This is a genomic window from Methylibium sp. T29-B, assembly GCF_000576225.1.
Lineage (GTDB): Bacteria > Pseudomonadota > Gammaproteobacteria > Burkholderiales > Burkholderiaceae_C > Methylibium > Methylibium petroleiphilum.
Genome location: NZ_AZSN01000054.1, coordinates 1 through 24,168, shown reverse-complemented (window position 1 = coordinate 24,168; position 24,168 = coordinate 1). Strand labels below are relative to the sequence as shown.

The window sequence follows — 24,168 nt, the reverse complement described above, 5'->3', positions numbered from 1 at the left end:
TTCGCATAAGACTGCAGTTCACATGATTTCTGCCAAGCCCGACGCCGCGCAGCGCGCGCTCGGCGGCATTGTTGTCGATCTCGATGCGCCCGTCGTCGCAGTAGCGCGTCAACGCCTTCCAGTGGGTGAGGGTGTAGCCGATGGCCTGCGCCAGATCGGACTTCGCCGAGACACGACTGAGCGTCTCGCTCAACCAGGCGTGCAGATCCTTCAGCAGCGGTGCCGCGCGCTCGAGACGTTCTCGCCGTCGCTCATCGGGCGGTCGGCCGCGGATGTCGGCTTCGATCTCGTACAGCTTGGCGATGCGCTGCAGCGCCTGCTCGGCCACCGAGCCGGGAGCGCGCTTGTGCGCCTCGTACACGTCCCAGTAGTACCGTCTCGCATGGGCCATGCATGCTGCGTGCACGACGCGGCCGCTGTCGAAGAGCTTCGAGTAGCCCGAGTACGCATCGGCCTGCAGGATGCCGCGGTAGCGCTTGAGGTGTTCGCGCGGATGCTCGCCGCCACGATCGGGCGAGTACTGGAACCACACCGCCGGCGCATCCTTGCTGCCGCAAGGTCGGTCGTCGCGTACGTACACCCACAGCCTGCCGGTCTTGGTCCGGCCGCGCCCGGGATCGAGCACCGGCACCGGCGTGTCGTCGGCGTGCACCTTGCCGTCGGCCAGCGTGTAGCGGCCCAGCGCGGCTGCCAGCGGCTCGACCAACTCGTCGCCCTGGTCCACCCAGCCCACCATCGTGGAGCGGTCGATGTCCACGCCGTCGCGCCCATAGATGCGGCTCTGGCGGTACAGGGGCGTGTGGTCGCAGTACTTGGCCACCATCACGTGCGCCAGCAGCGCCGGCCCGGGCAGGCCGCGTGCAATCGGCCGGCTCGGCGCCATCGCCTGGAAGATGCCTTCGCAGCGCGTGCACGCCAGCTTGGGGCGCACATGGCGGATGACCTTGAAGCGCCCCGGCACGTATTCCAGTTGCTCGGCCACGTCCTCGCCGATCTGGCGCAGCTTGCCGCCGCATTCGCTGCAGCCGCACGGCGTGTCGGCCGCATATCCCTTGGGGCAATGGACCTGCGTCTCGCGCGGCAGGTGCTCGGGCAGCTTGCGATCGCGCCGCGGCTTGCGCGGCTTTGATCGCGGCGCCTGTGCGGCGGCGCTCGTCGAAGCCTTCGGTGCTTCGGCGGTGATCAGCGTCAGCTGCGCGTCGAGCTGCTCGCTGGAGGCGCCGTATTGCTCGCGAACGCGGCGTGCCAGCTGCAGCTTGAGCTTGTCGACCATCAGCTTGAGCAGTGCCACTTCGGCATCGCGCTCGGCGATGACGCGCAGCAGCGCGTCGATGGTCAAGGGCGTGTTGGGTAGCTGGGCACGAACAGCACTGTGCCCGCCGCCTCGCACGGTGCGCCATCAGGGTCGCACCGGAGGCATTCTCATCCAGTGGTCACGCCGCAATCTGCGGCGTCTGCAGCGTCTCGGGCTGCCAGGTGCGTTGGGGCATGCGCCAGTCGATGCCCTCCAGCAGCATCGACAGCTGTGCCGGCGTCAGCGAGACCGTGCCGCTGCTCGCCTGCGGCCACACGAAGCGCCCACGCTCGAGCCGCTTGGCGAACAGGCACAGGCCCTGGCCATCGAACCACAGGCACTTGATGATGTCGCCGCGCCGACCGCGGAAGACGAAGACGTGGCCTCCGAACGGGTTGTCCGCCAGTGCGGTCTGCACCATGGCAGCCAGGCCATCGAAGCCACGGCGCATGTCGGTGTGGCCCGCAGCGAGCCACACCCGCGTGTTGGCGGGCATGCCGATCATGCGATCGTCCTCAGCGCCTGCAGCACGCATCGCACGTTGGCTTCGTCAACGGCGCCGCGCACACGCACGCGCGCAGCGCCAATGTCGATCTCGATGACGCCTGCGGGCGTGGGCGAGCGCGGCGTCGCCGCCTCCTGCCGGGTCGGCGCCACTGTCGCCGCCAACCTCACCGGCAGCAGCACGGCCTGCTCAATGCTCTCGCCCTGCACGCTCGCCGTGGCGCGTAGGTGTTCGCGCCGCCACCTGAACAGCACATTGGCGTTGATGCCGTTTTCCAGCGCGATCCCCGATACCGAGGCGCCGGGCCGCAGGCTACGCTCAACGAGTTCGCGCTTGAAGGTCGCCGCGTAGTGGCGACGCAGGGGTTCGGTCTGTGTGTCTTGCTTAGACATGGTGTGCACCTGTTGCGTTACGTGCACACCATCCCTTGGCGAGCACGATCGGCGATCGTGCTCATACAGTGGTTCGGTTTCCAGAGGGCCTCGGTCACCCGCTTACGACGATGGCGCTGAAGAAGGCGCTGATCGAGCGCGCCCTGGGCGGTGAGCTGTCGCACCACCTGGGCTACCCGCCCGGCGCGGCCAAGCCCGAGGACGCGGCGAACCATCGCAACGGCGCCAGCGCCAAGACCGTGCTGACCGATGAGGGGCCGCTGCGCATCGAGGTGCCGCGCGACCGGGAGGGCAGCTTCGAGCCGCTGCTCATCCCCAAGCACGAGCGGCGCTTCACCGGCTTTGACGACAAGATCGTGGCCATGTACGCGCGCGGCATGACGGTGCGCGAGATCCAGGGCTTCCTGGCCGAGCAGTACGGCACCGAGGTGTCGCCGGAGTTCATCAGCTCGGTCACAGACGCCGTGATGGCCGAGGTGACGGCCTGGCAGGCGCGGCCGCTCGAGCCGATGTACCCGGTGGTGTTCTTCGACGCGCTGCGCGTGAAGATCCGCGAGGACGCCGTCGTGCGCAACAAGGCGATCTACCTGGCGCTGGGCGTGCTGAGCGACGGCACGCGCGACATCCTGGGCCTGTGGATCGAGAACACCGAGGGGGCCAAGTTCTGGATGAAGGTGTTCAACGACCTGAAGACGCGCGGCGTGGCCGACATCCTGATCGCGGTGACCGATGGCCTGAAGGGCATCGGCGAGGCGCTGGGCGCGGTGTTCCCGGCCACGACGCTGCAGACCTGCATCGTGCACCTGATCCGCAACAGTCTGGACTACGCGAGCTGGAAGGACCGCAAGCTGCTGGCCGCGGCGCTCAAGCCCGTCTACACGGCCGCCAGCGCCGAGGCGGCGGCCGCGGCCCTGGACGAGTTCGAACGCGGCCCCTGGGGCCAGAAGTACGCCACCGTCACGGCGTCCTGGCGCCGGGCCTGGGACCGCGTGATCCCGTTCTTCGCGTTCCCGCCGGCGGTGCGGCGCGTGGTCTACACCACCAACGCGATCGAGAGCCTGCACAGCCAGCTGCGCAAGATCATCAAGACGCGCGGGCACTTCCCCAGCGACGACGCGGCCACCAAGCTGATCTGGCTGGCGCTGCGCAACATCACAGCCGACTGGGGTCGGGCGGCCAAGGAGTGGCGCGAGGCGATGAACCAGTTCGCGATACTCTACGAAGAGCGATTCACGGCGGCGGCACACGCCGGCCGATGAGGGGTTGAACCATGAATACATGGCTCAACCGGGCCGCCTCCGGCGGCCTGGCAGGGGCCCTGAAGACAGTAAGAAGAATCAGCCAACAGCCAACAGCCAATTCAACCAACGGCCTCACACACAGAAATCCTGACAGCCCCCGCGCAGGCCAAGATCGGGGCCTGGCGCAGCTACTACAACGAGACTCGGCCCCACTCAGCGCTCGAGTGGGCCACACCCGCCGAATTCGCCCGCCGATGCGGCCTGCAGGCCGCATCGGCGATACCCGAGGAGCCGGAAGTTCCTACTTCAGGGCGGTACTGAAACGGGTCCAGGGTCACCCGTGCCCGAGCTGTAGATCGAAGTGTTACGAAACCTGGGGGCAGCGCACCTTGCGCAAGCGCACGTGCACGTAGACGTCGCCGACGGCCACCAGCGAGATCACCGACAACTCGCTCGCTGGACAACTACGCGACGCACAAGACCCCGAGCATCAAGAACTCGCTTGCTCGGCACCCGCGCTTCCACGTCCACTTCACGCCAACTTCGGCATCCCCACCGACCACCTGGCTCTCTGCCATCATGACCCGTCTCGGGCCGTTAGCATCTGATAGACATAGACAGAAAGGTCGGCAACAAGTCGATCGTCGTGCGTGCTCAGATCCAAGCCCGTCAATTCGGAGATTCGCCCGAGCCGGTGCGCGATTGTCTTGCGGTGCACTCCAAGTTTCTGCGAAGCCGCCTCGTGCGAGCAGTTGACGTCGAAGTACACGCGAAGTGTCTGCAAAAACAGATCACGTTGCTTCCCCTTCTCTTTCAGCAAGTCGCCGAGGTTTAGCTCAAGGAAGCGCCGCATTCCAACTTCGTGCCGCAGGCTCAGCAGCATGCCCACGACACCGGCTCGGTCGTATACGACCGAGCCGGTCTTGCCCATCTGCCGCGCGACGTCCAGCGCGATCTGCGCCTCCCTGTAAGCGATTGCGAGCGCGCGAGCAACGTGGCAGCGGCTGCTGCCTCCCACCACGACATGGCGTCCACCAAGACCGTCGCTGATGGCTCCTGACAGGCTCTTCGCAAAGCGTTCGGCATCGTCGAGCGCTTGGTCGGAACACAACACAGCGATCGACATGCCTTGTAAGGCGATGGCGCGTACCTTCTCGCCACGTATGGTCTGCACCGCACGTGTGATCTTCTGCCGAAGGATGGAGCCTGAGCTCTCCGCAGATCCTGGTGCCGTAGCGCCGACTTCGCACAGGTAGAGCCGCATCGGGCCTTCGAGATCCAGTTTAAGATCGGCCGCGCGGTCGATAGCTGCCGCGCGCGTGGTTTCGTCTGCGCGCAACAAATCCCACACCGTCGCGTCGATCGACTCCGATCTGGCCCGACTCGCGGATCGCTGTTCCAGTCGCTGTAGAGCAGCGATCACGGCAACTTGCGTGAGGGTCAACTCGATGAGCTCTGACCGCTGCCCATCATCGAGCGTTCCGAGGACCCAGGCCGCCGCCGCTCCCTCGACGAAGATCGGTTGGGCCCGCCAGGACAGGCCGTCCCGCGTCACCGACACCGCCGCGTTGGCAACGCCTTGCGCGACGATCACGGCGGCCGCCGCATCGACCAGGCCATGCGCGTGGTCACTGCCGCTCCAGGCCAACAGAGTGCCATCCCTGTCGATGACGGCCACGTCCGTCTTCAGCGTCGTGGACGCCGTCGATACGATGGCATTCAATCCGGCGCCCTGCAACAGCAGAAGCATGAGTGTCTGCGTGAGACTCGAGACGCTGCGCACGACGTCAAAACGCTGGTTGAGCGCCTCATGCGCGCGCCCCAACTCGTCGACCATGCGACGTTGCCCGGCGTAGAGTTCCGCGTTCTCGATGGCGATGGACGTCAGGTTGGCCAGCGCTGTGAGCCGCGTCGTGTCCTGTGGCGTGAACGTCGAAGGGCGACGACGCCATACTTCCAGCACACCAATGATGTCGTCGCGCCCGAGCAGCGGGGCCGCCAACGCCGACCGCACCAGCTCGGCCTCGGCGAGATGGAAGAAGTCACGACTGATCGATTCGCTGGTGACGTAGTCCTCGACCGAGGCCGGCTTGCGGTGTTCCAGGACGAGCCCGGCCAGTCCCTGCCCGGGCCCCATCTGCAGATTCGCTGTTTCGGGCGAGCGGTTGCCTACGCAGCGGCGCATGACGATCTTGTCGTCTTCGCGCAGCAGGACGCCACAGATGTCCGCCGAAAGGAGCTGCTTGGCTTCCTGCGTAATGAGCAGCAGTATCTCGCTGAGGTCGTGACTCTTGAGCATGCGAGTGGCGACCCGCTGCAGCGCCTGTACCTCATCAAGGTTCTGGACGGCGATGCGCTGACGCTCGCAGGTCTGCAGCGCAAGCGCAAAGACCTTGCAGAACACGCTCAGCGATTCTGAAGCTTCGATCGCGACGGAGTCACCCTCGATCAGCAGCGCGAGCGCGCCGGGCGCGACCGGAACGAACACGACCTTGCCAATCCGCAGGGGCGTTTCCTGGGTTTCGAGTCCAGCCGGAAGGTCGAGGCCCAGGGTATCGCCGCCATTCTCCAGCGCCGAGGGGGCATACCAGGCACCGCCAGTGCGCAGAATCACAAGCCCGCGAGCGGAGGGGGCCAACTCGGCGACAGCTCGTTCGGCCTCCGCGAGCAGAAGGTCGTACTGCCCACGAGCCGCAGCCGTCGCGATCGGTTCCAGAACGGCCGCGAGTGCGCTGACCATCAGCGTTGGCTCGGATGTGAATCGACGTCCCATATTGCCGAGTTTGCGCCGATGCGCGCGCGCCGGATCATGGGGTCATCACTGCCTTCAGGCGCTGCTGCTTGGCAAGCAGTTCGTACAGGCTCGGGGCATCGGCCAGGCGACCGCGAGCGTCCACCACCACGGTCGGATCGAGGGCTCCGCTGGTGACCAGCCGCAAGAGCTTGCGACGCAGTCGAATGCTGTCGCCGATCGCGAAGCTGAGCGTCATCTCGTCCTTGAACGCACGACCGACCGGAAAGGCCCAGTTCTCTGCCACATGGGCGCCCACGGACACGACTCGTCCGCGCGCGCGTGCAAGCGACATCGCAAAGTCGAGTGGGCCGTTGCCTCCGACGGCCTCGACGACGACATCGGCGCCGTCTCCCTCCGTCAGTTTTCGAACCAGCACCGCGGCCTCGTCCGGGTGCACGGCGATCGATCCCTGGGCCGTCGCGAAGGCTTTGCGCGTCTCGTTGGGCTCGACTAGCACGACAATCCCCGCACCTGCCACCTGCGCTGACAGTGCGGCGAGTTGACCTACTGCGCCGCCGCCTATGACCACAACGCAGTCACCTGCTTCAGTGCCGGCACGCTCGACCGCAACCCAACCGGTTGCCAAGTTGTCGCCCATGAGCAAGGCGGCTTCGGGTACGCAGTTCTCCGGCAACTGGCCCAGCGTCCGGTCGGCAAACGGCACCCGGACGTACTCCGCCTGCGCTCCGGACAGACTGGGACCGAACGCGGTGCCGGTACCGAAGAAGGCCCGTTCGGCGCATTGCCAGTGTTCGGAGCGATCACACCAGCGGCACTGCCCGCAGGCGGTGAAGTCCGAAGACATCACCTTGTCGCCCAGGCGGATGCGGCGCACTGCACGACCGACCTCCACGACCTCACCCACGAACTCGTGGCCAACCACCGCGCCCGGCGCAATGCCCGGAAAGTCGCCCTTCACCACGTGCAGGTCCGTGCCGCAGATGCCGGTGTGCGTGACCTTCACGATGGCATCGGTCGACTCGACAATGTGCGGTTCGGGGACGTCGCTGACTTCGACGTGCCCAGGACTCTTGTAGACGACGGCTCGCATAGGAATGGTGGTCGACGCAGTCTCCGCGCGGGCCTGGTGTCCCGGGGACGCCCGGGACCCATTGTGGCCCAGCGGCCTCAGAACGCTTTCAGCAGGCGCAGGTTGATCCGATCTGACTCCTTCAGTCCGTTGCGCACGGACAAGTCGCGTCCATACAGCGCCGCGAAGTGCCAGCCAGGTGCGAAGCCCCACCCGAAGCCAAACTTGGCGTTGGTGGTCCGTGTGCGATCGTCGTTGGCAACGCCGTCGACGGACGTCTCGCCGCCGACGAAGTGTGATGTTCCTGCGCGCAGGTCGAAGCTGCCGCGAGGTTCGTACCAGCGGGGATCGCGCCCGATGCATAGTCATCGGCGTCCAGATCGAGCGCTCGCGCCGGTTGGCTGTGCATGGCGAGCAGGGGCAATATCGCCGCCAGCGCCAGCGCCCTGAGGCCGCCGAGGTAACGGGACAGTGCCCCTTTGAAGCTACCCCCCGAACCGTTCTTCATACTGCCTCCTGTTGGTTGGTGCTTACTGTAAGTGCGAACTGCGCTTCATTGCCCCACTTGCTCGTGGGCAATTCGGTGTCGTCCTACCGCCTCGGACGCGGGGAGCGAAATCAGCGAGGGGCCGGAAGTTCGGCGATGCGCGTCGCGATGCGCGCGGCTGCCTCCTGCAGCGCCTGCTGTTCTGCCGGGCGCAGCGTCAGCGGCACGATCTCCTTGAGCCCGCGACGGTGCAGCCGCACTGGCAGGCCGACACGTGTGTCCACCGCCCCGTAGGCGCCGCGCGAGCGCACGCACGCGGCAATGACCTCGCTACTGTCGCGGACCATTGCGCGAACCATCGCCACCGCCGCCTCGGCGGGCGAGAAATACGCGCTGCCCTTTTGCAGCAGCTTCACGACCTCCCCACCGGACTCGCGGGCCCGCTCGACGATGCCCTTGAGCGCCTCGGCGTCGAACATCGACTCGATCGGCCGGTCGCCAACGAAGGCCTGGCTGAGCGGAATTACCATCTCGGGGCCGTGACTACCCAGAGCGACTGCGCGGACGTCTTGTGGTCTCGCCTTCCCGGTTAGGCCGACCAGGGCGCAGAAGCGTGCCGAGTCGAGGACGCCTGCCATGCCGAGCACACGCTCTTCCGGAAAACCGGTTTGCTGCGCCGCGAGGTGGGTCATCTCCTCGAGCGGGTTGCTCACGACCACCAGCGTCGAGTTCGGCGCGTGAGTCCGAATGCCGCGACACACCGACGTCATGATTTCGGCATTGACCGTCGTCAGGTCTGTCCGGCTCATACCGGGCTGGCGTGGCCTGCCCGCGGTGATGACGATGTACTCGGCGCCACCGAGCGCCGCGAGATCGTCACTGCCGGAGAGTCGGGTGGAGAAGCCGTACAAGCCGGCTCCGTGCCACATGTCGAGCGCCAAGCCAGCCGCCAGGCCGGGCACGACGTCGACGAGCGCGACCTCCGAAAACAGATCACTTTCGGCGAGGCGCAGCGCGGTCATCGCGCCGACATGGCCAGCCCCCACCACCCCGGCCTTCGGTCGTCGGTCGCTCGACGCTGAGGACGCGGCAATCGGCCCAAGGGCATTGCGGCGGTACATCGCACCGGAGGGCGGAAGCACCAGCGGACGTGACGCAGCTGCGGGCGTTGCGATTGGTCCTTGCGTCCGCGCGGCCGGCACCGGTGCAGGCGCAGACGCCGGCGAAGCGGCTTCTGAACTTGTCTTCGACACCGCCGGAGCAGCCACAAGGGACGCAGCGACCCGCTCTGAACCCGCTGCTTCGACGGTGACACCGAGTTCCTTGGCCCGATCGCGCGCGAGAGGCGTGAGCCGATCACCCGCCGCCAGGACCAGCTTGGCACCGGCAGCTTCTACGTCGGCGGCAGTCAGCATGCGGCCCATCACTTGCCCTCCAGTCCTTCGATACACGCGATCGCCGCCGTAGCCGCGGCCTGGACGTCGCTTTCGGTGCCCGAGATGAACAACCGGCCGAACCGACCCAGCGCCCGCACCTCGACGATCGTGATGTCGGCCGCTTTCTCGGCTTCGTTGGCGGCCAAAGAGACATAGGCGGCAGGCGACACTTCGAGCACGTACAGGCTCTGCCCTGGAATGAGCAGGTTGCCCTTACGCCACTTGTTGATCAGCTGCGCCTGGTATGGGTTGACGTTCGTCACGAACATCGACGAGGCCACCTTCGGCTTGACCCGGTCCGCCTCGGTCAGCTTCAGGTGTTCAAGCACGGCCTGTCCGGCGGCAAGAACTTCCGCTTGCGTACGCGAATGGATCTCGAGCAGGCCGAACTCCCGCTCGACGACCTGCAGCGCCGGCCGCACATCAGCCGCCTTGAGAGCAATGTCGGCGCAACGGAAGATCTCGTTGCCTGGAGCGACCTCTATGTAGAGCTCGGACATGCCGGCCACGGGGACGTCGCCTTGGCAGGTGGCGGCGACGTGGGCCGCCGCCTGCGGTTGCATACGGTCGACGAAGGCGTAGGTGCGCAGTTGAAAGTTTTCCATGGCTCAGCTCAGTGCAATTCCGAAGGGAGTGATCAGCTCGGCATGGGCGTAGCCTTGGACCTTCCAGCCGAGATAGCGCTCGATAACGACATCGGCGCCGGGGATCTGCAGGGCGCCGCCCGCCAGATGGACGATGCCGGGGTCCTGTCCTGCGCATTGGCGGCGGACGGACTCGGCGACGCGCTCAATGCCCGGACGCAGCAGTTGCATGACTTCTGCGCCGTGCTCGCGCTTGTGGACTTCGGCTGCGTCGACGGGAAGCCTCAATGCGCCGGCGAGGATCAGATCAAGGTGGTGGCCACCGCCGGCGAAGTCAGTCAAGGTGGCGAGCTCGCCGCCACGGAAGACACCGACACCGGTCGAGCCACCCCCAACGTCCACCACCGCACCGTCCTTGACTTGCAGAATGGCATTCGCTGCACTGACCTCGTCAACGAGGCTGCGACAATCGATCCCAGCTTGCTGCAGCACGAAAGCACAGGCTCGGCAATCGCTCACGGGCACGGCCGGTGGATGGGCGGTTGCCGCCTCTTCGATCTCCGTACCGAGGGCTGCTTCACTGCTGGCCTTCAGCTGCCGAACCGCCTGCACCGCGCCATGGAAGTCGACCACGACTCCATCGCGGACGACCTGAGCCCTGACGAAGTCCCAGTACACGGGCGCGCCCTGCGCATCCACGGCGGCAATCACGATGGTCGCAGTGCCGAGGTCGACACCGAAGCGCAGTGGCCCTTCCGGATTCGACGGGGCACGCAGGTGCGCGGCTGCGCCGTCCAGGAAGTCCTGAACGCGCGTCAAACCAGTGTCAGTCTGGGTTCGCATGAGCATCTACAGCCCCATCGTCGGTAGATAGATGTCGCGCCAGGGGCGGTTCTGGTGAGCGACGCGCTTGATATTGATGAGGTGCATCGGCGTGACGTTGTCCGACACGATCGAGCCGCTCCAGGTGCCCGTGCCCAGCATGAACGAGGGATCGGTGCCAGCGCTGAAGCCCATCCCGCCGAGCAAGCTCGGCGTGTTGACGACAATGCGCGATGCCGGCAGATCTGACATGCGGGCAACCATCTCGCGTCTTGACCGTGCAGGCCCAGCGTGTGGCCCTCGCCGCCGAAGGCAAGCACCTCCCGGCAGCGCTGGTGCGCCGCAGCGAGATCGCGCGACCGATAGAACGACAGCACGGGTCCGAGGATTTCGGCGGAGAGCGGCGTTTGCGGCCCCACATCGTCAAGCGCGGCGCCGAGCACTTTGGTCCCCGGCGGCACGTTCATGCCGATGCCGCGCGCCAACTCGATCGCGGTTTGCCCGACAGCCTCCGGATTGAGAGCCCCGCGACCGATGAACAGCAAGCTGGCTAGTCGGCGCTGCTGCTCGATGTCGAGGAACACGGTCCCATGCTGCTCGAAGGATTTGATGGCAGCGTCGGCGATCGGTTCGTCGAGCACCACCGACTGCTCCGCGACACAGGCAGTGCCATTGTCGAACGACTTGGACGTTACGACCATCAGCGCGGCTTCGGACACATCGGCTACTGAGCGATGGATGTAGACGGGAACGTTACCGGCACCCACCGCCAGCGTCGGCTTTCCCGAGGAATAGGCGGCGCGGACCATTGCCGCACCTCCAGTGGCCATCACGAGCGCAGTGTCTCGATGCGCCATCAACTCTCGGGTGGCAGGTAGCTGGCCGGTAGACAGACACTGCAGCAGCCCGATCGGCGCGCCCGCGCGCTCGGCGGCTTCCGCCATGATCTCGACAGTGCGAACGCAGCACTTCGCGGCCCGAGGATGCGGCGCGCAAACAATCGCGTTGCCCGACTTGACCGCGGCCAAGCACTTGAAGATGGTCGTCGAGGTCGGGTTGGTCACCGGGATGATCGCGGCGATCACGCCCATGGGCGCCCCGATGGCCGTGACGCGTGCAACCTCGTCGGTCCACAGCACGCCCAGGGTGCGCATCTTCTTCATCGCATGCGCACAATACTTGGCATTGAAGAGGTTTTTGAGGAACTTGTGCTCGTAGACCCCATAGCCGGTCTCGTCGACGGCCAAACGTGCCAGTTCCGCCGCGGCCGCCTCGGCGGCCTGGCCCATGGCTTCGACGATTCGGTCGGCCTGTTCCTGGGTGACACCCTGGAAGGCCTCGAACGCTTGGCGCGCGAGCTGCACCTTGGTGCGAGCCTCGCCGATCGCCACGAGTTCTGGATCAAGAAGGTTGAAGTCGGTCACATCGTCACCTGCTGCTCGTCAGCTGCTGCAACCCGCGAAGCCGGGCGAGATCCTCGCGGATCAGTCCGCGAACGATCGCCTTGAGCTTGTGGTCGTGGCAGTGCCGGATCGCCCACAGGGTGCGCAGGCAGTCGCGCGCCCTTTCGCAAACGCTTGTCGCCATCGCGGCGGCGCTTCAGCGCGGCTTGGGCAGGATGCCTTCGACGTCCTCGTGCGGCCGCGGAATCACGTGCACCGAGACGATCTCGCCGATCTTCCCGGCCGCCGCGGCGCCCGCGTCGGTCGCGGCTTTCACCGCACCGACGTCGCCGCGTACCATCACGGTGACGAGGCCGCCACCAATCTGCTCGCGACCGACCAGCCGGACGTTGGCCGCCTTGACCATTGCGTCGGCAGCCTCGATCGCGCCGACCAGCCCTTTGGTCTCGATCAACCCGAGCGCGCCGCGCGGGCCGTCGGTGACCGTTCCGGTCGCAGTGGGGTTCGTTGCCATGTCAGTATCTCCTTGGGGGTTGAAAATGCGCCAGCGGCCTAGCGCTTCTGGAAAGTGGTTTCGCCGTCGAATTGCACCGAATCAACGATCGCGATGACGGCAGCATCGGTCGGGGCGGTCTGCCCGTCGGCATCGACGCGCGCGGCGCTTCCGAGCGTCACGAGCACGATCTCGCCGACGCCAGCACCGGCCAGGTCAATCGCGACATAGATGGATGTCGCTTCGGCAGCATCGCCATCGTTCTGCGGTGCGGAGGCCCGCACCGGCTCAAGCAACAGAAGTTTGTGCGATGCCAGGCCGGAAGCCTTGATCGATGCGACTACGTTGCCGCGCACTCGAGCCAGATGCATCGCGCTTGTCTCCGTATCTGGTTTTGGGAATGGACTGAACGGTAGATCCCCGGCGGTGCGGCGTCATTGGCCAACGTGGAAGGTCAAAGGCGTGATCCGTTGTCCATATCGGCTATGGTGGCCGCAGGAAGCCGCCCCTAGAGTTACGTCCCAGAGCTAGAAAACAGGCCCTTGTGCGCAAGACCAAACAGAGACAAGCCGTGATCAAAGATCAGGACGCGGAATTCCACGCCACCGACTCGGACCCGACCTGGCTGAGACGAACTTCTTCGGGTTCTTCAATGCCGAGCACAAGCTGAACGTAGGCGTGTACGCGCTCTTCCGGCCGAACATCGGCGTTGTCAGCTCGACGATCTGCATGAACTCGCAGCGCGCCGTCACCCCTTGGGAGGCGGACTTCTGCGATCTGCGCGCCGCGATGCCGATCCCGACGCCGCGCTCGCTGCTGAACTACAAGCTGCTCAACAGCCTGCACGTTCAGTGCCTGGACTCGAACCGCGTCTGGCACATCGCCTACGACGACCAGCAGGGAACGCGCATCGACGTGCGCTACGAATCGTTGATGCCGGCATTCGACATCCACGATCCGGCGATGGATCCGATGTGCGGCTCCAAGAGCGAGGCTGGCAAGTTCGCCTGGGGCACGGCATACAACGGGCACTTCGACCAGACAGGGCATTTCAAGGGCAGCGTGGCGGTCCGCGGTCGGGAGGTGCCGATCGACTGCGTCTCTACGATGGACCACAGCTGGGGGCCGCGCCCCGAGCGCGGCAAGCCCAACATGAGCTGGCTGCACGCCCACTTCTCAAAGGACCTGGCCGTACATGGCATCTTCGGGTTTGACCCGACACACAACGGTGTGGAACTCTGGCTCGCGCACGGCTACGTGATGGAGCGCGGTCAGATCGTCGGGCTGAAGGCCGGCACCGGACAGGTCGAGCGCGCGCAAGAGCGCTACGCGGAGAAGCTGCAGCTACAGGTGACGGATGCCAAAAATCGCGTCTGGAGGCTGCGCGGCCGCGCTTTAACTACGTTTCCGTGGCAGTGCTGGCCCAACATGGTCTCGTTCAATTCCCTGTGCGAGTGGGAGATGAACGGCCTGAAGGGACATGGCGAGGTCCAGGACTTCTTCGAACTGCCGCAGCTGAACGCGCTGAACAGCGACGAGGCCACGCGCCGCCCGTCACTTCCCCTCTGACGTCCCACCGAGCCGCGATGAGCCGAGGTACGCCGTGACCCGTGCGATCCTGTTCGACCTCGATGGCACGCTCGTCGACACGCGAGCGGCGTCATGGCAGTTGTTTTCCGAGACGAACCTCGCGTTCGCCCTCGGCATCGACTCGCGCGAGGCCTTCTTCCGTGCCTTCGAAGGGAACTTCTTCGAGTCCCTGGCAAAGCTGTGCCCCGATCCGCGGCGCGCCGCCGCGGTCAAGGCGCACTTCATGGAGCTGCTGCGCACGCGCTACCACCCGGCGCTCATCCCAGGGATGGTCGACGTGGTGCGCGCGCTAGCGCCAAACAGCACTCTGGCCGTCATCTCGACCAACAGCATCGAGGCGATCCGTCGCATCCTGGTCGGTGCCGACCTGGCCAATTGCTTCTCGCACGTCTTCTCTGGAGACGTGGAGCCGCGCAAATCGGTATCGATTCGCCGCTTCCTGGGTGACCATCGTTACGCGGTGCACCGCACCTGCTCGCCGGCCTATCACGACGGCGAAGGCAGCAACGTGTCCTTGCAGGCGCAGGACGTGGTGTTGGTCACCGACACAGTTGGGGACGTCCGAGAGGCCCGCGAAGCTGGCATCCGCGCGATCGGCGTGACCTGGGGCATGCACAGCGAACGCCAGTTGCTCGACGCGGGCGCCGAGCGCGTCGCTCTGTGGCCGCAGGAACTGATCGCCTGGCTGCGGGACGCCGACGCGCCTGCGACGAGTTGCAGCTGCTCGACCGGGTCGGTTGACAGCTGTGCATTGCCCTCCGCTGCGCCCGCCGCACCGAGCGCATCAACGGAGGGCGCTCGGGCTTCGCTGGCGCCATCGGCGGTCGAACCAGTCGCGGAGGCGGCACGCCGTCGCCGCGAACGCCAGCTTCACACCCGTGTGCAGGTCGGTGCCACGACGGCCCCTGCGGCATGCGGCGGCGGGGCTGCCCCTGCAGTGGCGACCTCCAACGCGCCTACCGAGCTGATGTCCTCGCTGCAACGAATCCTCAAAGGAGACCACTGAGTGGCACACAACAGATCCCCATGACGTCGAGGGCCGGCCGGCGAACCTCCTCCCTACCTCAAGACCGGAGACACAATGAAAGTCATTGCGGAAGGCGTCTACAGCTTCGAGACCTCGAAGAAGCCGATCGGCATCATCCGATAACTCCCCGATCGGCACCAAGGTCAATTGCGTGCAAGACTGGTGCATCAGCGCGGTCGGCTTCGGGATGGGACGCTGCGGCCTGCTCGCGCTCAAGGTGATCCCGCCCAACGACTGCATCGAGGAGAGCAACGAGACGGGCCTCTCCTACGCAGGCAGAACACAAGATGCTCTCCGACACCGACTTCGCGATCCTGAACGCGATCTACCTGAAGAAGATGGCCACTTCGCAGACCATAGCCGAAGTGACGGCAATGGAGCCCGATGTGGTCGGCGAGCGGCTTGAGGTCGCCCCGCCAACGAGGTGCAGGTCATGCTGATGCCTATAGGGGGCCATGTTGCTTGAGGCGGGAACGGCGGCAGTTCTCGTGACCTATTGCGAAGCCTACGCCGCGATCCGCGGTGAGCCGGCACTGGTGCAGTGGGACGACAATTTCGAGACCATCACCACGCGCTTCATCTCGCAGGTGTCGGAGTGGTAGCAGAACGAGGGCGATGAGCGAACCGAGCGACGGTTGCTGCAAGCGGCCGACGCGCGACTCGGCCGCGCTCGTTCCGAAAGTGCCGCGCTATATTCAATACATGGCACACTTCGAGCGCAGCATTGGAACGTGTGGAATGGGCTGCGCGAGTACGTCTGCAAGCCGACCATCGACTTCGTTCACAACATCTGGTTCGAGTTCCATGAGGACTTCCTCGCGGTGCTGGGCCGTCCCCGCGACATGACATGAAAACTCAGCGATCCACAGCGTCGGCATCGACGGTCGATGCCCCCTGCCTTGTCCACTTGATCCAGGAGATCGACGGCATGGACACGGCGAAGTTTGGTGGCAAGGCCACCGGACTGGCGCGTATGGCCGCGGCCGGCCTCCCCGTGCCGCCGGCTTTCGTCATTGGTACCGACGCCTATCGAGTCTTCCGCGAAACTGGCGATCTGCCGCCTGATCTGCTGGCGCAGGTCGATCGGGCGATGCGCGTTCTGGAGTCCCGCACGAGCCGCACCTTCGGGAGCATGGACGGGTTGCCTCTGTTGGTGTCCGTGCGATCAGGCTCACAGGTCAGCATGCCCGGCATGATGGACACGGTACTGAATCTCGGCATCACATGCCGCAGCGCGCAGCGCTTGGCACAGGAGACCGGCAACGCCGCCTTTGCCGTCGACACATGGGTGCGCTTCTGGCGCATGTTCGCCGAGATCGTGCTGGGCCTGGAAGCGACGTAGTCGAGCACGCGATTGCGTCACTGCGGGACGCAACGTGTCGGGAGCCGTCCGTGGAGAACTTCGGTCGGCTCGAGACTGCGGTTCTCGACGCGATCACCGCTCAGGCGTCGACGAGGTCATTGCCGACCCGGCTTGGCAACTGCGTCGGGCGATCGCCGCCGTGTTCGAGTCCTGGGACAGTCGTCGGGCGCGTGCCTATCGCGCACACCACAAGATCTCCGACGAGCTCGGAACCGCCGTTACCGTGCAGGCGATGGTCTTCGGCAACTTGGACAGCCGCTCGGGCTCCGGAGTCGCCTTCACCCGCAACCCCAACACCGGGGTGCGCGAGTTGTACTGCGAGTTCCTGGCGGGTCGTCAGGGAGAGGATCTGGTATCCGGCTCGGCCACTCCGTCTCCGCTGGGCGCGCCCGGCGGGCTGTCCGAGGCACATCACCGCGAACTGACCGATCACGGCCATCGACTCGAGGAGATGTACAGCGACGCCGTGGACATCGAATTCACGGTCGAAGGTGATCGCCTCTACTTCCTGCAGGTACGACCTGCCAAACGGACCGCGGCTGCAGCGGTCCGGATCGCCGCCGAGCTGGTCGACGAAGGCATGCTTGGCCGCGCCGCTGCCTTGAAGCGGGTCAGCGTCGAGCAGCTCAAGAAGCTGCTGCGCCCAGCTTTCGAGCCGGACGTGCTCATGCAAACCAAGCCGCTGCTTGAAGGGATCGGTGCCAGTCCCGGACATGCATACGGTATCGCCGTGCTCGACGCAGATCGCGCGGCGACATTGGCGGCCTCGGGCGAGCGAGTGATACTCGTGCGTCCCACGACGAGTCCGCAGGACATCCGCGGAATGCTGGCCTCACAGGCCATCGTCACGGCCAAGGGAGGGGCGCTCAGCCACGCCGCGGTCGTCTCCCGCGCGCTCGACGTTCCGTGCGTGGTTGGCTGCGAGGCAGTGGAGGTTGACCTGGCGGCACGTACCTTCACAGTCGGCGATGTGCGCCTGGAGGAAGGTGCCCCGCTTTCCGTGGATGGTGCGACAGGCAAGGTGTACAGCGGACTGCTTCCGCTGGAGCCGGCCTCGCAAGCGGCCGAACAGATCGATCGGCTGCTTGTTTGGGCAGACGATCGCACGCAGGCATCGTTCTGGGCGGGCAACGTCGGAGCCGCCGATGCGCAAAGCGCACTGCGACAGTCACCTCGCGGCTTCGGCGTCGTCGCACTGACGGACCTGATGATCGCCGCCGGGACGCTGGGCGACCTGATCGACGCGGTCAATGACCTCGGGCGGCAGCCCGACCGCAAGTCGACGCAGGATCGACTCGCCTGCCTTGCCTACCAGGCTTGCCAGCGGCTGATGCTCGAGTCGGTAGGCACGCCGATCGATTTGCGGCTGCCCAACCTGGGTTCGCCACGCGCACAGCGAATGATCAGCACCTGGGCGTCGCTCGCGCCGCGGCTGTTCTTGCCACTTGGACTCAAGAGCCTGTATGTGCCGCTACTGCGTGGCATTGCCGACGCGGCGCGCGAAACCGGTCACACACAGACAACACCGCTCGTGCCCGGCATCACCGCTGCGTCCGAATTGCAGGCATTCCGGCGAGTTGCTTCAGCGCTAGGTCTGAATCAGGTTGGCGCCGTGCTGCAGAGCCCGGCAGGGGTCGCTGACGCGAGCGCGATCGCTGAGGATGCCAGCGCGGTCTGGGTCGATCTGCGCGAGATCATCCGGACGTACTACGGCTACCCGAGCGCGCTGTCCTTCGCGGATGACGTGTTTGAAAGCTACGTCACTGACGGCTACTTGGCACACAACCCGCGCACCGCTCTGGGTAGCCGGCTAGTCGAGGCGTTCGCTGGCGTCGCGGCCGCGGCCGCGGCGGCGCAGCGGCCGAACGTGCGCGTCGGGGTCGAATGCGGCGACGGTGCCGCGCTCGGCCTGATCGAGGATCTGTACCGCTGCGGCATTCGCGTGTTTTCGCTGCCGACTGCGGCACTGCCCTCTGCGCGTTTGGCGCTTGGACAACTTGCGGTCAAGGAGCAATGAGTATGAGTGACGTGAGTGAACTGAGAGGCAGCGCCCTCGGCTTTGTCGAGACGCAGGGCAAGACTGCAGCCACGCTGGCCGCTGACGCGATGGTCAAGGCGGCGAACGTGCGCCTCGTGACGATGCAGCAGCCGGGGGGCGGCATCATCACCGTCATCGTTCGTGGGGACGTCGGCGCGGTCAAAGCAGCCGTCGATGCGGGCGAGGCCGCGGCGAAAGTCGTCGGCAAGGTGCGCTCGGCGCATGTAATCCCGCGACCGCACGACGACGTCGAGGATCTCCTTGAGCGACCGCCTGTCCGCTGAGGCCGCGATGAGCAGCTTGTTGGACTCACCGCTGCGGGGGGCGTTCAACTTTCGCGACCTCGGTGGATTGCTTTGCCGCGACGGTCGACGGCCGCGGCATGGTGTTCTGTTCCGAAGCGACACGCTGCAGGCACCGAATCAGCGCCTAATCGGGATCGGGGGGAGGGATAGCAACTGGGCATGTTCAAGATTTCGCCCAGCAATTGACTCGGTGAGCTACCACGCCTTCAGCAAGTCCGACTGCACGCTCTTCGCGGTTACCAAAGTTTGATCCCGGCTCGCGATAGTCCGCAGCGTTGCGCTGTTGTACAGGTGCGCCACCGAAAACGAGCCCTGGCGAGCGAAACGGGCGTCGCCGAAGACGTCGCGCTGGCGCCGCAGCACGCACGCCGTGGCCGGTCCCGACGTAAGCAATGGGATGGACGCCCCCATCCGCTGACGGTGAGCGTCCAGCCGTCCCATCTTGAATTGCGCTGGGGCGGTCATGACGATGGTGCCCACCAATTCGAACAGGTGGCACCTATGCAACCCAAATCCCAGCGCCGCGTTCACGGTGCCGAGTTCAAGGCGCAGGTTCTGGCCGAGTGCCAGCAACCGGGCGCTTCGGTGGCGGCCGTCGCGCTGTCCCACGGCCTGAACGTCAATCTCGTGCGCAAGTGGCTGGTCGGCCGGGGAATCAAGCGCACTGGCTTGCCCGCGCCGCGGCCGGTGAGCCGCACGCGGCCTGGTAGCGTCGAGACGGCTGCGGCGTCGCCGCAGTTCATCCCTGTGGAGCTGGCACCACTGGCGCCCGCCAGTGAGAAGGCCACCGGGCCTGATGCCCCGGCCGCGGACATCCACATCGAGGTCATCCGCGGCGGCACGCGACTGTCCGTACGCTGGCCTTCTGCCCAGGCCGCTTCGTGCGCGGCCTGGTTGCATGAACTTGCGGCCGCGGCGCTGAAGGAATGATCCGCATCGATGCGCTGTGGCTGTGCGCTCAGCCGCAGGACATGCGCGCCGGTGCCGACCGCCTGCTGGCGGTAGTCGTCAACACGCTCGGCGAGGCGCGCGCGCACCACGGCTACCTCTTCGCCAATGCGCGCGCCAGCCGCCTGAAGCTGCTCGTGCACGACGGCTTCGGCGTATGGTGCGCCACGCGTCGACTGCATGCCGGCCGCTTCGTGTGGTGCGTGCGCGATGCGAGCGCGGCAGCCCCGGCTCTGCAGCTCAGCGCCCAACAGTTCGAGGCCCTCACACTCGGGCTGCCCTGGCAGCGCCTGGGCGAGCTCAGCACCATCCGCCGCTGCTGATCGGTGCAGGGTCCGTTGACAGCGCAAGTGCCGATGGCGCGGCGCCGCTGGGCGCGGCACCATGCTGCGCATGCCCGGTGAGCTTGCCACCTCCATCGACCCGAAGAGCCTGCCGGCACAAGTCGTCGCACTGATCGGCCGACTGCAGCAGCAGGCCCAGGTCCATGCGCAGGAGTTGGCCCGCCGCGACCGCGAGATCGCCTGGGCGCACGTGAAGATCGACAAGCTCAACTTCGAGGTCGCACGACTGCGCCGCTGGAAGTTCGACGCCAAGACCGAGGCGATGACGGCATCGCAGCGGCTGCTCTTCGCCGAAACCATGATCGAGGACGAGGCCAGCCTGCGGGCCAAGCTCGCCGAGATGCAGGCGGGCTTGCCCCAGGTGCCAAAGACGCCCAAGGCGCTGCGTGCCAAGCCGCGCCGCCAAGCGTTGCCCGAACACCTGGAGCGCGTCGAGCACCGCCACGAGCCCGAAGACACCCACTGCCCGAACACCGACTGCGGCCGGCCGATGCAACGCATCGGCGAGGACGTCAGCGAGAAGCTGGACATCGTGCCGGCCAGGTTCTTCGTCCACCGCCATATCTACGGCAAGTGGGCCTGCAAGTGCTGCCAACAACTGCGCCAGGAGCCGGCCGAGCCGGACGTGGTCGACGGCGGCATCCCGGCAGCCGGGCTGGTAGCGCACACGCTCATCAGCCGCTTCGTCGATCACCTGCGGTACTACCGGCAGGAACCCATCAACGCGCGCTCGGGCGTGCACACGCCGCGCTCGACGCTGGCCACCTGGGGCGGCGCCGGCGGGGCGGCGCTGGAGCCGCTGTACGAGTTGCACCGGCGCTTCATCCTCAGTTGCCGCGTCCTGCACGCCGACGAGACGCCGCTGCCGCTGCTGGACCCCGGCGCGGGCAAGACGAAGAAGGCGTATGTGTGGGCCTGGGCACGCAGCCACCACGATCCGCACCCGGGTGTGGTCTACGAGTTCTGCCTGGGTCGAGGGTCGCAGTACCCGGTGGCCTTCCTTGGAGGCAAGGGACCGCCGGCGCATGAGCCCGCATGGAACGGCACCCTGATCACCGACCAGTACGCGGCCTACAACGCCGTGCTGGACGCCAAGATCTACCCGCAACGCAAGTCCGCCGCGTGCGCCGCGCATGCCCGGCGGCGCTTCGAAGAGCTCAGCCGTGGCGGCGACAGCGCCAGCGCGGTGGCCACCGAGGCGCTGCGACGCTGGGCCCGGATCTACCACGCTGAAGCGGCCTTCGCCGAGATGGGCCACGACGAACGCCGGCAAGCGCGACAGAGCGTGAGCAAGCCGCTGTGGGACGAGTTGGAGGTGTGGCTGAAGCTGCAGCGCACGCAGGTACTCGACGGCACCAAGATCGCCGAGGCGATCGACTACAGCCTGAACGCCTGGGGCCAGCTGACGCTGCACCTGGACGACGGGGCGGTGGCGCTCGACAACAACCTGATCGAGCGGCAGATCAAGCCGTGGAAGCTCGGCGCCAAGAACTGGCTGTTCGCCGGCAGCGCGCTGGCCGGCCAGAGAGCCGCGGTGGTGATGAGCCTGGTTCAGTCGGCCAAGCTCAACGGCCTGGATCCGTGGGCGTACCTGCGCGACGTGCTGGCACGCATCCACTCGCACCCGAGCCACCGGCTCGAGGAACTGCTGCCGCACCGCTGGCGGCCGGCCTGACGACGATGGGCGTGATCACTCAGCCGGTGATGGTCCAGGCCGCCATCGAGGTCAACCGCATGGGCCAGGCACAGAAGGTGGCCCTGGCCGACGAGATCTTCGTCCAGCAACCCAACCTGCTCGCCTCGATCCTGGCGCTGCCGCGCATGGGCGTCGACGTGGTGCAACTGGAGGTGCCGCTGCACATCCTGTTCGTCACCTTCCAGGCGATGAAGCTCAGCGGTCGCGCGTGGCTGCTCGTCACCGAGGACATCCAAGAGGGATGCCTGCAGCGCCTGACGGCCCGTGCGCGCTTCAACGAGGGTCTGCCGGACGACCTGGTCAACAAGGTCGTCCAGCAGTTCTGCGACGAGCATGCCGAGCGCTACCTGCTCGCGTTCGTCTACGGATACCTCGGCGACCACGACCTGCTGAAGGTGCGCACCGACGCCGAGAAGTTCCTGATGCTGGCCGCGCTTAACCTCGTGGAGTGCGTCGCCTTCGTTGGAGCCACGACCACAACCTGACCATCGCGGCCGCGGAGCCGGGTCAAGGTGGGATGGCCAGACGCTCACCGCTGACGGCATCGAAGTGCCCCTCGATCTGGCCAAGAACCTGTTCCAGGTGCACGGCGTCGACGAGCGCGGTTCAGAGGTGAGCGTGTGCAGGGCGCTTGGCACATCCAAAACGCCAACGCGTACCACGCCAGGCTCAAGAACTGGATACGCCGCTTCAATGGCGTGGCCAGTTCGTACTTGGCCAGCTATCTGGGCTGGTTCCGTGCCTTGGACCGTTCAGCCCAATCTCACCGCCAGCCCGCGCCGTTCCTGGCTCTGGCTGTCGGTGCTTGATGCGTCATCAAGCAATGCGCAAAGAGCCATTGGAAAAGACTGTAGGCGTCTCCAAGCTGTCCCGCTACGCACCCATAGGGTATGCCCCGGGGCCGGAGAAGTTATTGGCCTTGCCGGATAGCGCGCGCCGCTCCGATTTGTCCGTCATGGCAATAGTCCATCGTGTTGCCGCTCCTTAATGTACCGACGCACCCAGCGCCAGACCGGAATGCAGGAGACAAGCTTGGTTCGGGTGTCGCCAACGGTCCCCCAAGACGTTTGATAGCCACATCAATCCATTGATGCGTGTGCGCTCGTGTGTGCATTGACACGCGCGTGCGTATCGCACGACAGACAAGAAAGGAAACATGATGGAAGCGCTTGAGCTAGAGAAGAAGCCGCCTGGGCTGCGGCTTGGCCCGCCCATGTTCTCGCTGATGAATCTGTTGATCATCGTGGCGGCAAGCTACCTGATCTGGATCATCTTCGCCGACCCGGTCCACTCCCCGTGGAAAACCTATCCGCAGCCGTTCGGGGTGGTGCTCTTCTGGTCGATCCTGTTCGTGGTGTTCTTCGCCTTTCTCGGGCAACTCTGGGGGCTGGGCCCACGCCCCCAGCCGGTCAGCGGCGCGATCTGGATCCTGCTCACGACCGTATTCGCGGTGATCGTCCCGAGCGTGCTGCTTCACGGCTACGGGGTAATGGACCCCGCCTTCGATATCGGGAAGGGAGGCTACACCGCCACTACGATGATCGTCCTCATCGGCTTCTACACCTGGGGCATCCTGGGCACAAGCATGGGGCATTGGCCCTGGGTCGACTTGGGCTTGAAACAGCCTTGGGTCGGTATCGGCGGGTTCCTGTTCGGCTTCGTGCTGACCTTCCTCGGATACATCCTGCTGATCTACCCGAGTCTGGCCAGCTGGACGTCGCCGGACAAGACCATCCTCCCGCTCACAGTCGTGATCGGATGGTTCTACAGCGTGATCGTGTCTTGGCTCACGACATTCCTTATCCTGGACAACTGGCCGTGGAGCGCTTTCGGATCGCGCGCCAAGACGGCCTTCGCAGCCTTGGTGGGCAATTTCGTCGTCGGAACGGGAATCTACTTCGCCTTCCACGCCCTGCTCAGGGGCATCCTGCTTCCGCAGGATGTTCAGGCGGCTCTTGGCCCTGCGATCGACATCTGGCCTGCGCATCTCGGGGTTTGCGTCTCCTTCTGGCTGATCTTCTGGGCGAACGTGGCGGGCAACCCTCCGACCGGTCTCGGTCCGATCGCCAACAGGCTGGTCCGATTGGTCATCACCTTCTCCCTGGCCGTTGCGACATTCGTCGTGTACACGCGCTGGTTCGCCGTCAGCGTGTTGAACGAAAAGGAGATCGCGGCTGGCTTTGGCGGAGATCCGCTGACCTGGATCGATCTGATGATCTATGTGATGCTGGTCTACGTCATTTATCTGGGTTCGTATGGACTGAACAGAAAGTCCTGACCGTCGATTCAATCGTCAACTGCCCATTTGGTCGGTGGGTGCCGCAATACGCCCTCCCCTTCTTGGAGCAAGTGCCGCTCCTCGGGGCGCAGCGGCAG

The 24,168-nt window shown here is 65.8% G+C and carries 26 protein-coding genes and 2 pseudogenes; 15 read left to right on the top strand and 13 right to left on the bottom strand.

Features of this window, described 5'->3' with window-relative positions; all coding sequences use genetic code 11:
• From tnpC (Y694_RS10810) to tnpA (Y694_RS10800), 3 genes are all read right to left on the bottom strand, one after another.
• Nucleotides 1-1,339, bottom strand: a 1,339-nt coding sequence (gene tnpC, locus Y694_RS10810) for an IS66 family transposase (RefSeq protein WP_036232306.1), incomplete at its 3' end; no start/stop codon positions are given.
• A 94-nt stretch (nucleotides 1,340-1,433) separates the two neighbouring features.
• Nucleotides 1,434-1,799 (bottom strand): IS66 family insertion sequence element accessory protein TnpB, encoded by a 366-nt coding sequence (gene tnpB, locus Y694_RS10805; RefSeq protein ID WP_036232303.1) that lies wholly within the window; start codon nucleotides 1,797-1,799, stop codon nucleotides 1,434-1,436.
• Entirely contained in the window at nucleotides 1,796-2,191 is a 396-nt protein-coding gene (gene tnpA, locus Y694_RS10800) for an IS66-like element accessory protein TnpA (RefSeq protein ID WP_051512099.1), read from the bottom strand. The genes tnpB (Y694_RS10805) and tnpA (Y694_RS10800) overlap by 4 nt, the downstream gene beginning before the upstream one ends.
• Nucleotides 2,192-2,259: 68 nt before the next feature.
• Here tnpA (Y694_RS10800) and Y694_RS10795 point away from each other — a divergent pair, with 68 nt between their 5' ends.
• Entirely contained in the window at nucleotides 2,260-3,450 is a 1,191-nt protein-coding gene (locus Y694_RS10795) for an IS256 family transposase (protein WP_409072478.1), read from the top strand.
• Nucleotides 3,451-3,585: 135 nt separating this feature from the next.
• Nucleotides 3,586-3,753, top strand: a pseudogene (locus tag Y694_RS23340) (integrase core domain-containing protein); the annotation flags it as partial.
• A gap of 256 nt (nucleotides 3,754-4,009) precedes the next feature.
• On the opposite strand, the gene Y694_RS10790 reads toward Y694_RS23340, so the two are convergent.
• The 10 genes from Y694_RS10790 to Y694_RS10755 all read right to left on the bottom strand — a co-directional run bounded on the left by Y694_RS10790 (nucleotide 4,010) and on the right by Y694_RS10755 (nucleotide 12,852).
• The gene (locus tag Y694_RS10790; RefSeq protein ID WP_036232297.1) at nucleotides 4,010-6,172 is read right to left on the bottom strand and encodes a helix-turn-helix domain-containing protein; all 2,163 of its coding nucleotides are present in this window, start codon (nucleotides 6,170-6,172) and stop codon (nucleotides 4,010-4,012) included.
• 67 nt (nucleotides 6,173-6,239) lie between these two features.
• Nucleotides 6,240-7,277 (bottom strand): alcohol dehydrogenase catalytic domain-containing protein, encoded by a 1,038-nt coding sequence (locus Y694_RS10785; RefSeq protein WP_036232294.1) that lies wholly within the window; start codon nucleotides 7,275-7,277, stop codon nucleotides 6,240-6,242.
• A gap of 77 nt (nucleotides 7,278-7,354) precedes the next feature.
• Entirely contained in the window at nucleotides 7,355-7,570 is a 216-nt protein-coding gene (locus Y694_RS24215; protein WP_231497633.1) for a transporter, read from the bottom strand.
• A gap of 304 nt (nucleotides 7,571-7,874) precedes the next feature.
• Nucleotides 7,875-9,167, bottom strand: a complete 1,293-nt coding sequence (locus Y694_RS10780; protein WP_081771348.1) for a malate dehydrogenase — start codon at nucleotides 9,165-9,167, stop codon at nucleotides 7,875-7,877.
• Nucleotides 9,167-9,784, bottom strand: coding sequence for a BMC domain-containing protein (locus tag Y694_RS10775; protein ID WP_036232288.1), 618 nt, complete (start codon nucleotides 9,782-9,784; stop codon nucleotides 9,167-9,169). Before Y694_RS10775 ends, Y694_RS10780 begins: the two co-directional genes overlap by 1 nt.
• Nucleotides 9,785-9,787: 3 nt before the next feature.
• A complete protein-coding gene (eutJ, locus tag Y694_RS10770) occupies nucleotides 9,788-10,582 on the bottom strand; it encodes an ethanolamine utilization protein EutJ (protein WP_231497632.1) in 795 nt (264 codons plus the stop codon).
• Nucleotides 10,579-12,009, bottom strand: a complete 1,431-nt coding sequence (locus Y694_RS10765; RefSeq protein WP_197028773.1) for an aldehyde dehydrogenase family protein — start codon at nucleotides 12,007-12,009, stop codon at nucleotides 10,579-10,581. The genes eutJ and Y694_RS10765 overlap by 4 nt, the downstream gene beginning before the upstream one ends.
• Before the next feature lie 4 nt (nucleotides 12,010-12,013).
• Nucleotides 12,014-12,172 carry a hypothetical protein gene (locus tag Y694_RS24805; protein ID WP_197028772.1) on the bottom strand — a complete coding sequence of 53 codons (159 nt, stop codon included), beginning with the start codon at nucleotides 12,170-12,172 and terminating at the stop codon, nucleotides 12,014-12,016.
• Between the two features lie 12 nt (nucleotides 12,173-12,184).
• Complete coding sequence (eutM, locus tag Y694_RS10760; protein WP_051495701.1) at nucleotides 12,185-12,502, bottom strand: ethanolamine utilization microcompartment protein EutM; 318 nt, start codon at nucleotides 12,500-12,502, stop codon at nucleotides 12,185-12,187.
• 38 nt (nucleotides 12,503-12,540) lie between these two features.
• A complete protein-coding gene (locus Y694_RS10755; protein WP_036232283.1) occupies nucleotides 12,541-12,852 on the bottom strand; it encodes a EutN/CcmL family microcompartment protein in 312 nt (103 codons plus the stop codon).
• A 307-nt stretch (nucleotides 12,853-13,159) separates the two neighbouring features.
• Here Y694_RS10755 and Y694_RS10750 point away from each other — a divergent pair, with 307 nt between their 5' ends.
• The 13 genes and pseudogenes from Y694_RS10750 (at nucleotide 13,160) to Y694_RS10700 (ending at nucleotide 24,070) form a co-directional block, all read left to right on the top strand.
• Nucleotides 13,160-14,050, top strand: a complete 891-nt coding sequence (locus tag Y694_RS10750) for a hypothetical protein (RefSeq protein WP_231497631.1) — start codon at nucleotides 13,160-13,162, stop codon at nucleotides 14,048-14,050.
• Between the two features lie 34 nt (nucleotides 14,051-14,084).
• A complete protein-coding gene (locus Y694_RS10745; RefSeq protein ID WP_051495700.1) occupies nucleotides 14,085-15,077 on the top strand; it encodes an HAD family hydrolase in 993 nt (330 codons plus the stop codon).
• Nucleotides 15,078-15,385: 308 nt separating this feature from the next.
• Complete coding sequence (locus tag Y694_RS24210; RefSeq protein WP_155935812.1) at nucleotides 15,386-15,538, top strand: hypothetical protein; 153 nt, start codon at nucleotides 15,386-15,388, stop codon at nucleotides 15,536-15,538.
• A gap of 467 nt (nucleotides 15,539-16,005) precedes the next feature.
• Nucleotides 16,006-16,440 carry a PEP/pyruvate-binding domain-containing protein gene (locus Y694_RS10740; protein ID WP_036232280.1) on the top strand — a complete coding sequence of 145 codons (435 nt, stop codon included), beginning with the start codon at nucleotides 16,006-16,008 and terminating at the stop codon, nucleotides 16,438-16,440.
• 160 nt (nucleotides 16,441-16,600) lie between these two features.
• Complete coding sequence (locus Y694_RS22550; RefSeq protein ID WP_051495699.1) at nucleotides 16,601-18,478, top strand: PEP/pyruvate-binding domain-containing protein; 1,878 nt, start codon at nucleotides 16,601-16,603, stop codon at nucleotides 18,476-18,478.
• A gap of 2 nt (nucleotides 18,479-18,480) precedes the next feature.
• Nucleotides 18,481-18,783: a BMC domain-containing protein gene (locus tag Y694_RS10730; RefSeq protein WP_081771375.1), complete on the top strand. Its 303-nt coding sequence runs from the start codon at nucleotides 18,481-18,483 to the stop codon at nucleotides 18,781-18,783.
• Nucleotides 18,784-18,790: 7 nt separating this feature from the next.
• Complete coding sequence (locus Y694_RS23325; RefSeq protein WP_081771376.1) at nucleotides 18,791-19,054, top strand: tyrosine-protein phosphatase; 264 nt, start codon at nucleotides 18,791-18,793, stop codon at nucleotides 19,052-19,054.
• Between the two features lie 170 nt (nucleotides 19,055-19,224).
• Nucleotides 19,225-19,734 (top strand): IS66-like element accessory protein TnpA, encoded by a 510-nt coding sequence (gene tnpA, locus Y694_RS10720; RefSeq protein ID WP_152543546.1) that lies wholly within the window; start codon nucleotides 19,225-19,227, stop codon nucleotides 19,732-19,734.
• Complete coding sequence (gene tnpB / locus Y694_RS10715) at nucleotides 19,731-20,075, top strand: IS66 family insertion sequence element accessory protein TnpB (RefSeq protein ID WP_036232272.1); 345 nt, start codon at nucleotides 19,731-19,733, stop codon at nucleotides 20,073-20,075. Before tnpA (Y694_RS10720) ends, tnpB (Y694_RS10715) begins: the two co-directional genes overlap by 4 nt.
• A 61-nt stretch (nucleotides 20,076-20,136) precedes the next feature.
• Entirely contained in the window at nucleotides 20,137-21,771 is a 1,635-nt protein-coding gene (gene tnpC / locus Y694_RS10710) for an IS66 family transposase (protein WP_036232269.1), read from the top strand.
• Between the two features lie 5 nt (nucleotides 21,772-21,776).
• Nucleotides 21,777-22,277, top strand: a complete 501-nt coding sequence (locus Y694_RS10705; protein ID WP_036232268.1) for a hypothetical protein — start codon at nucleotides 21,777-21,779, stop codon at nucleotides 22,275-22,277.
• Nucleotides 22,278-22,406: 129 nt separating this feature from the next.
• A pseudogene (locus tag Y694_RS24205) lies at nucleotides 22,407-22,601 on the top strand (IS1595 family transposase); the annotation flags it as partial.
• 350 nt (nucleotides 22,602-22,951) lie between these two features.
• On the top strand, nucleotides 22,952-24,070 hold the full coding sequence (locus Y694_RS10700) for a membrane protein (protein WP_036232309.1): 1,119 nt from the start codon (nucleotides 22,952-22,954) through the stop codon (nucleotides 24,068-24,070).
• Nucleotides 24,071-24,168: the final 98 nt, after the last annotated feature.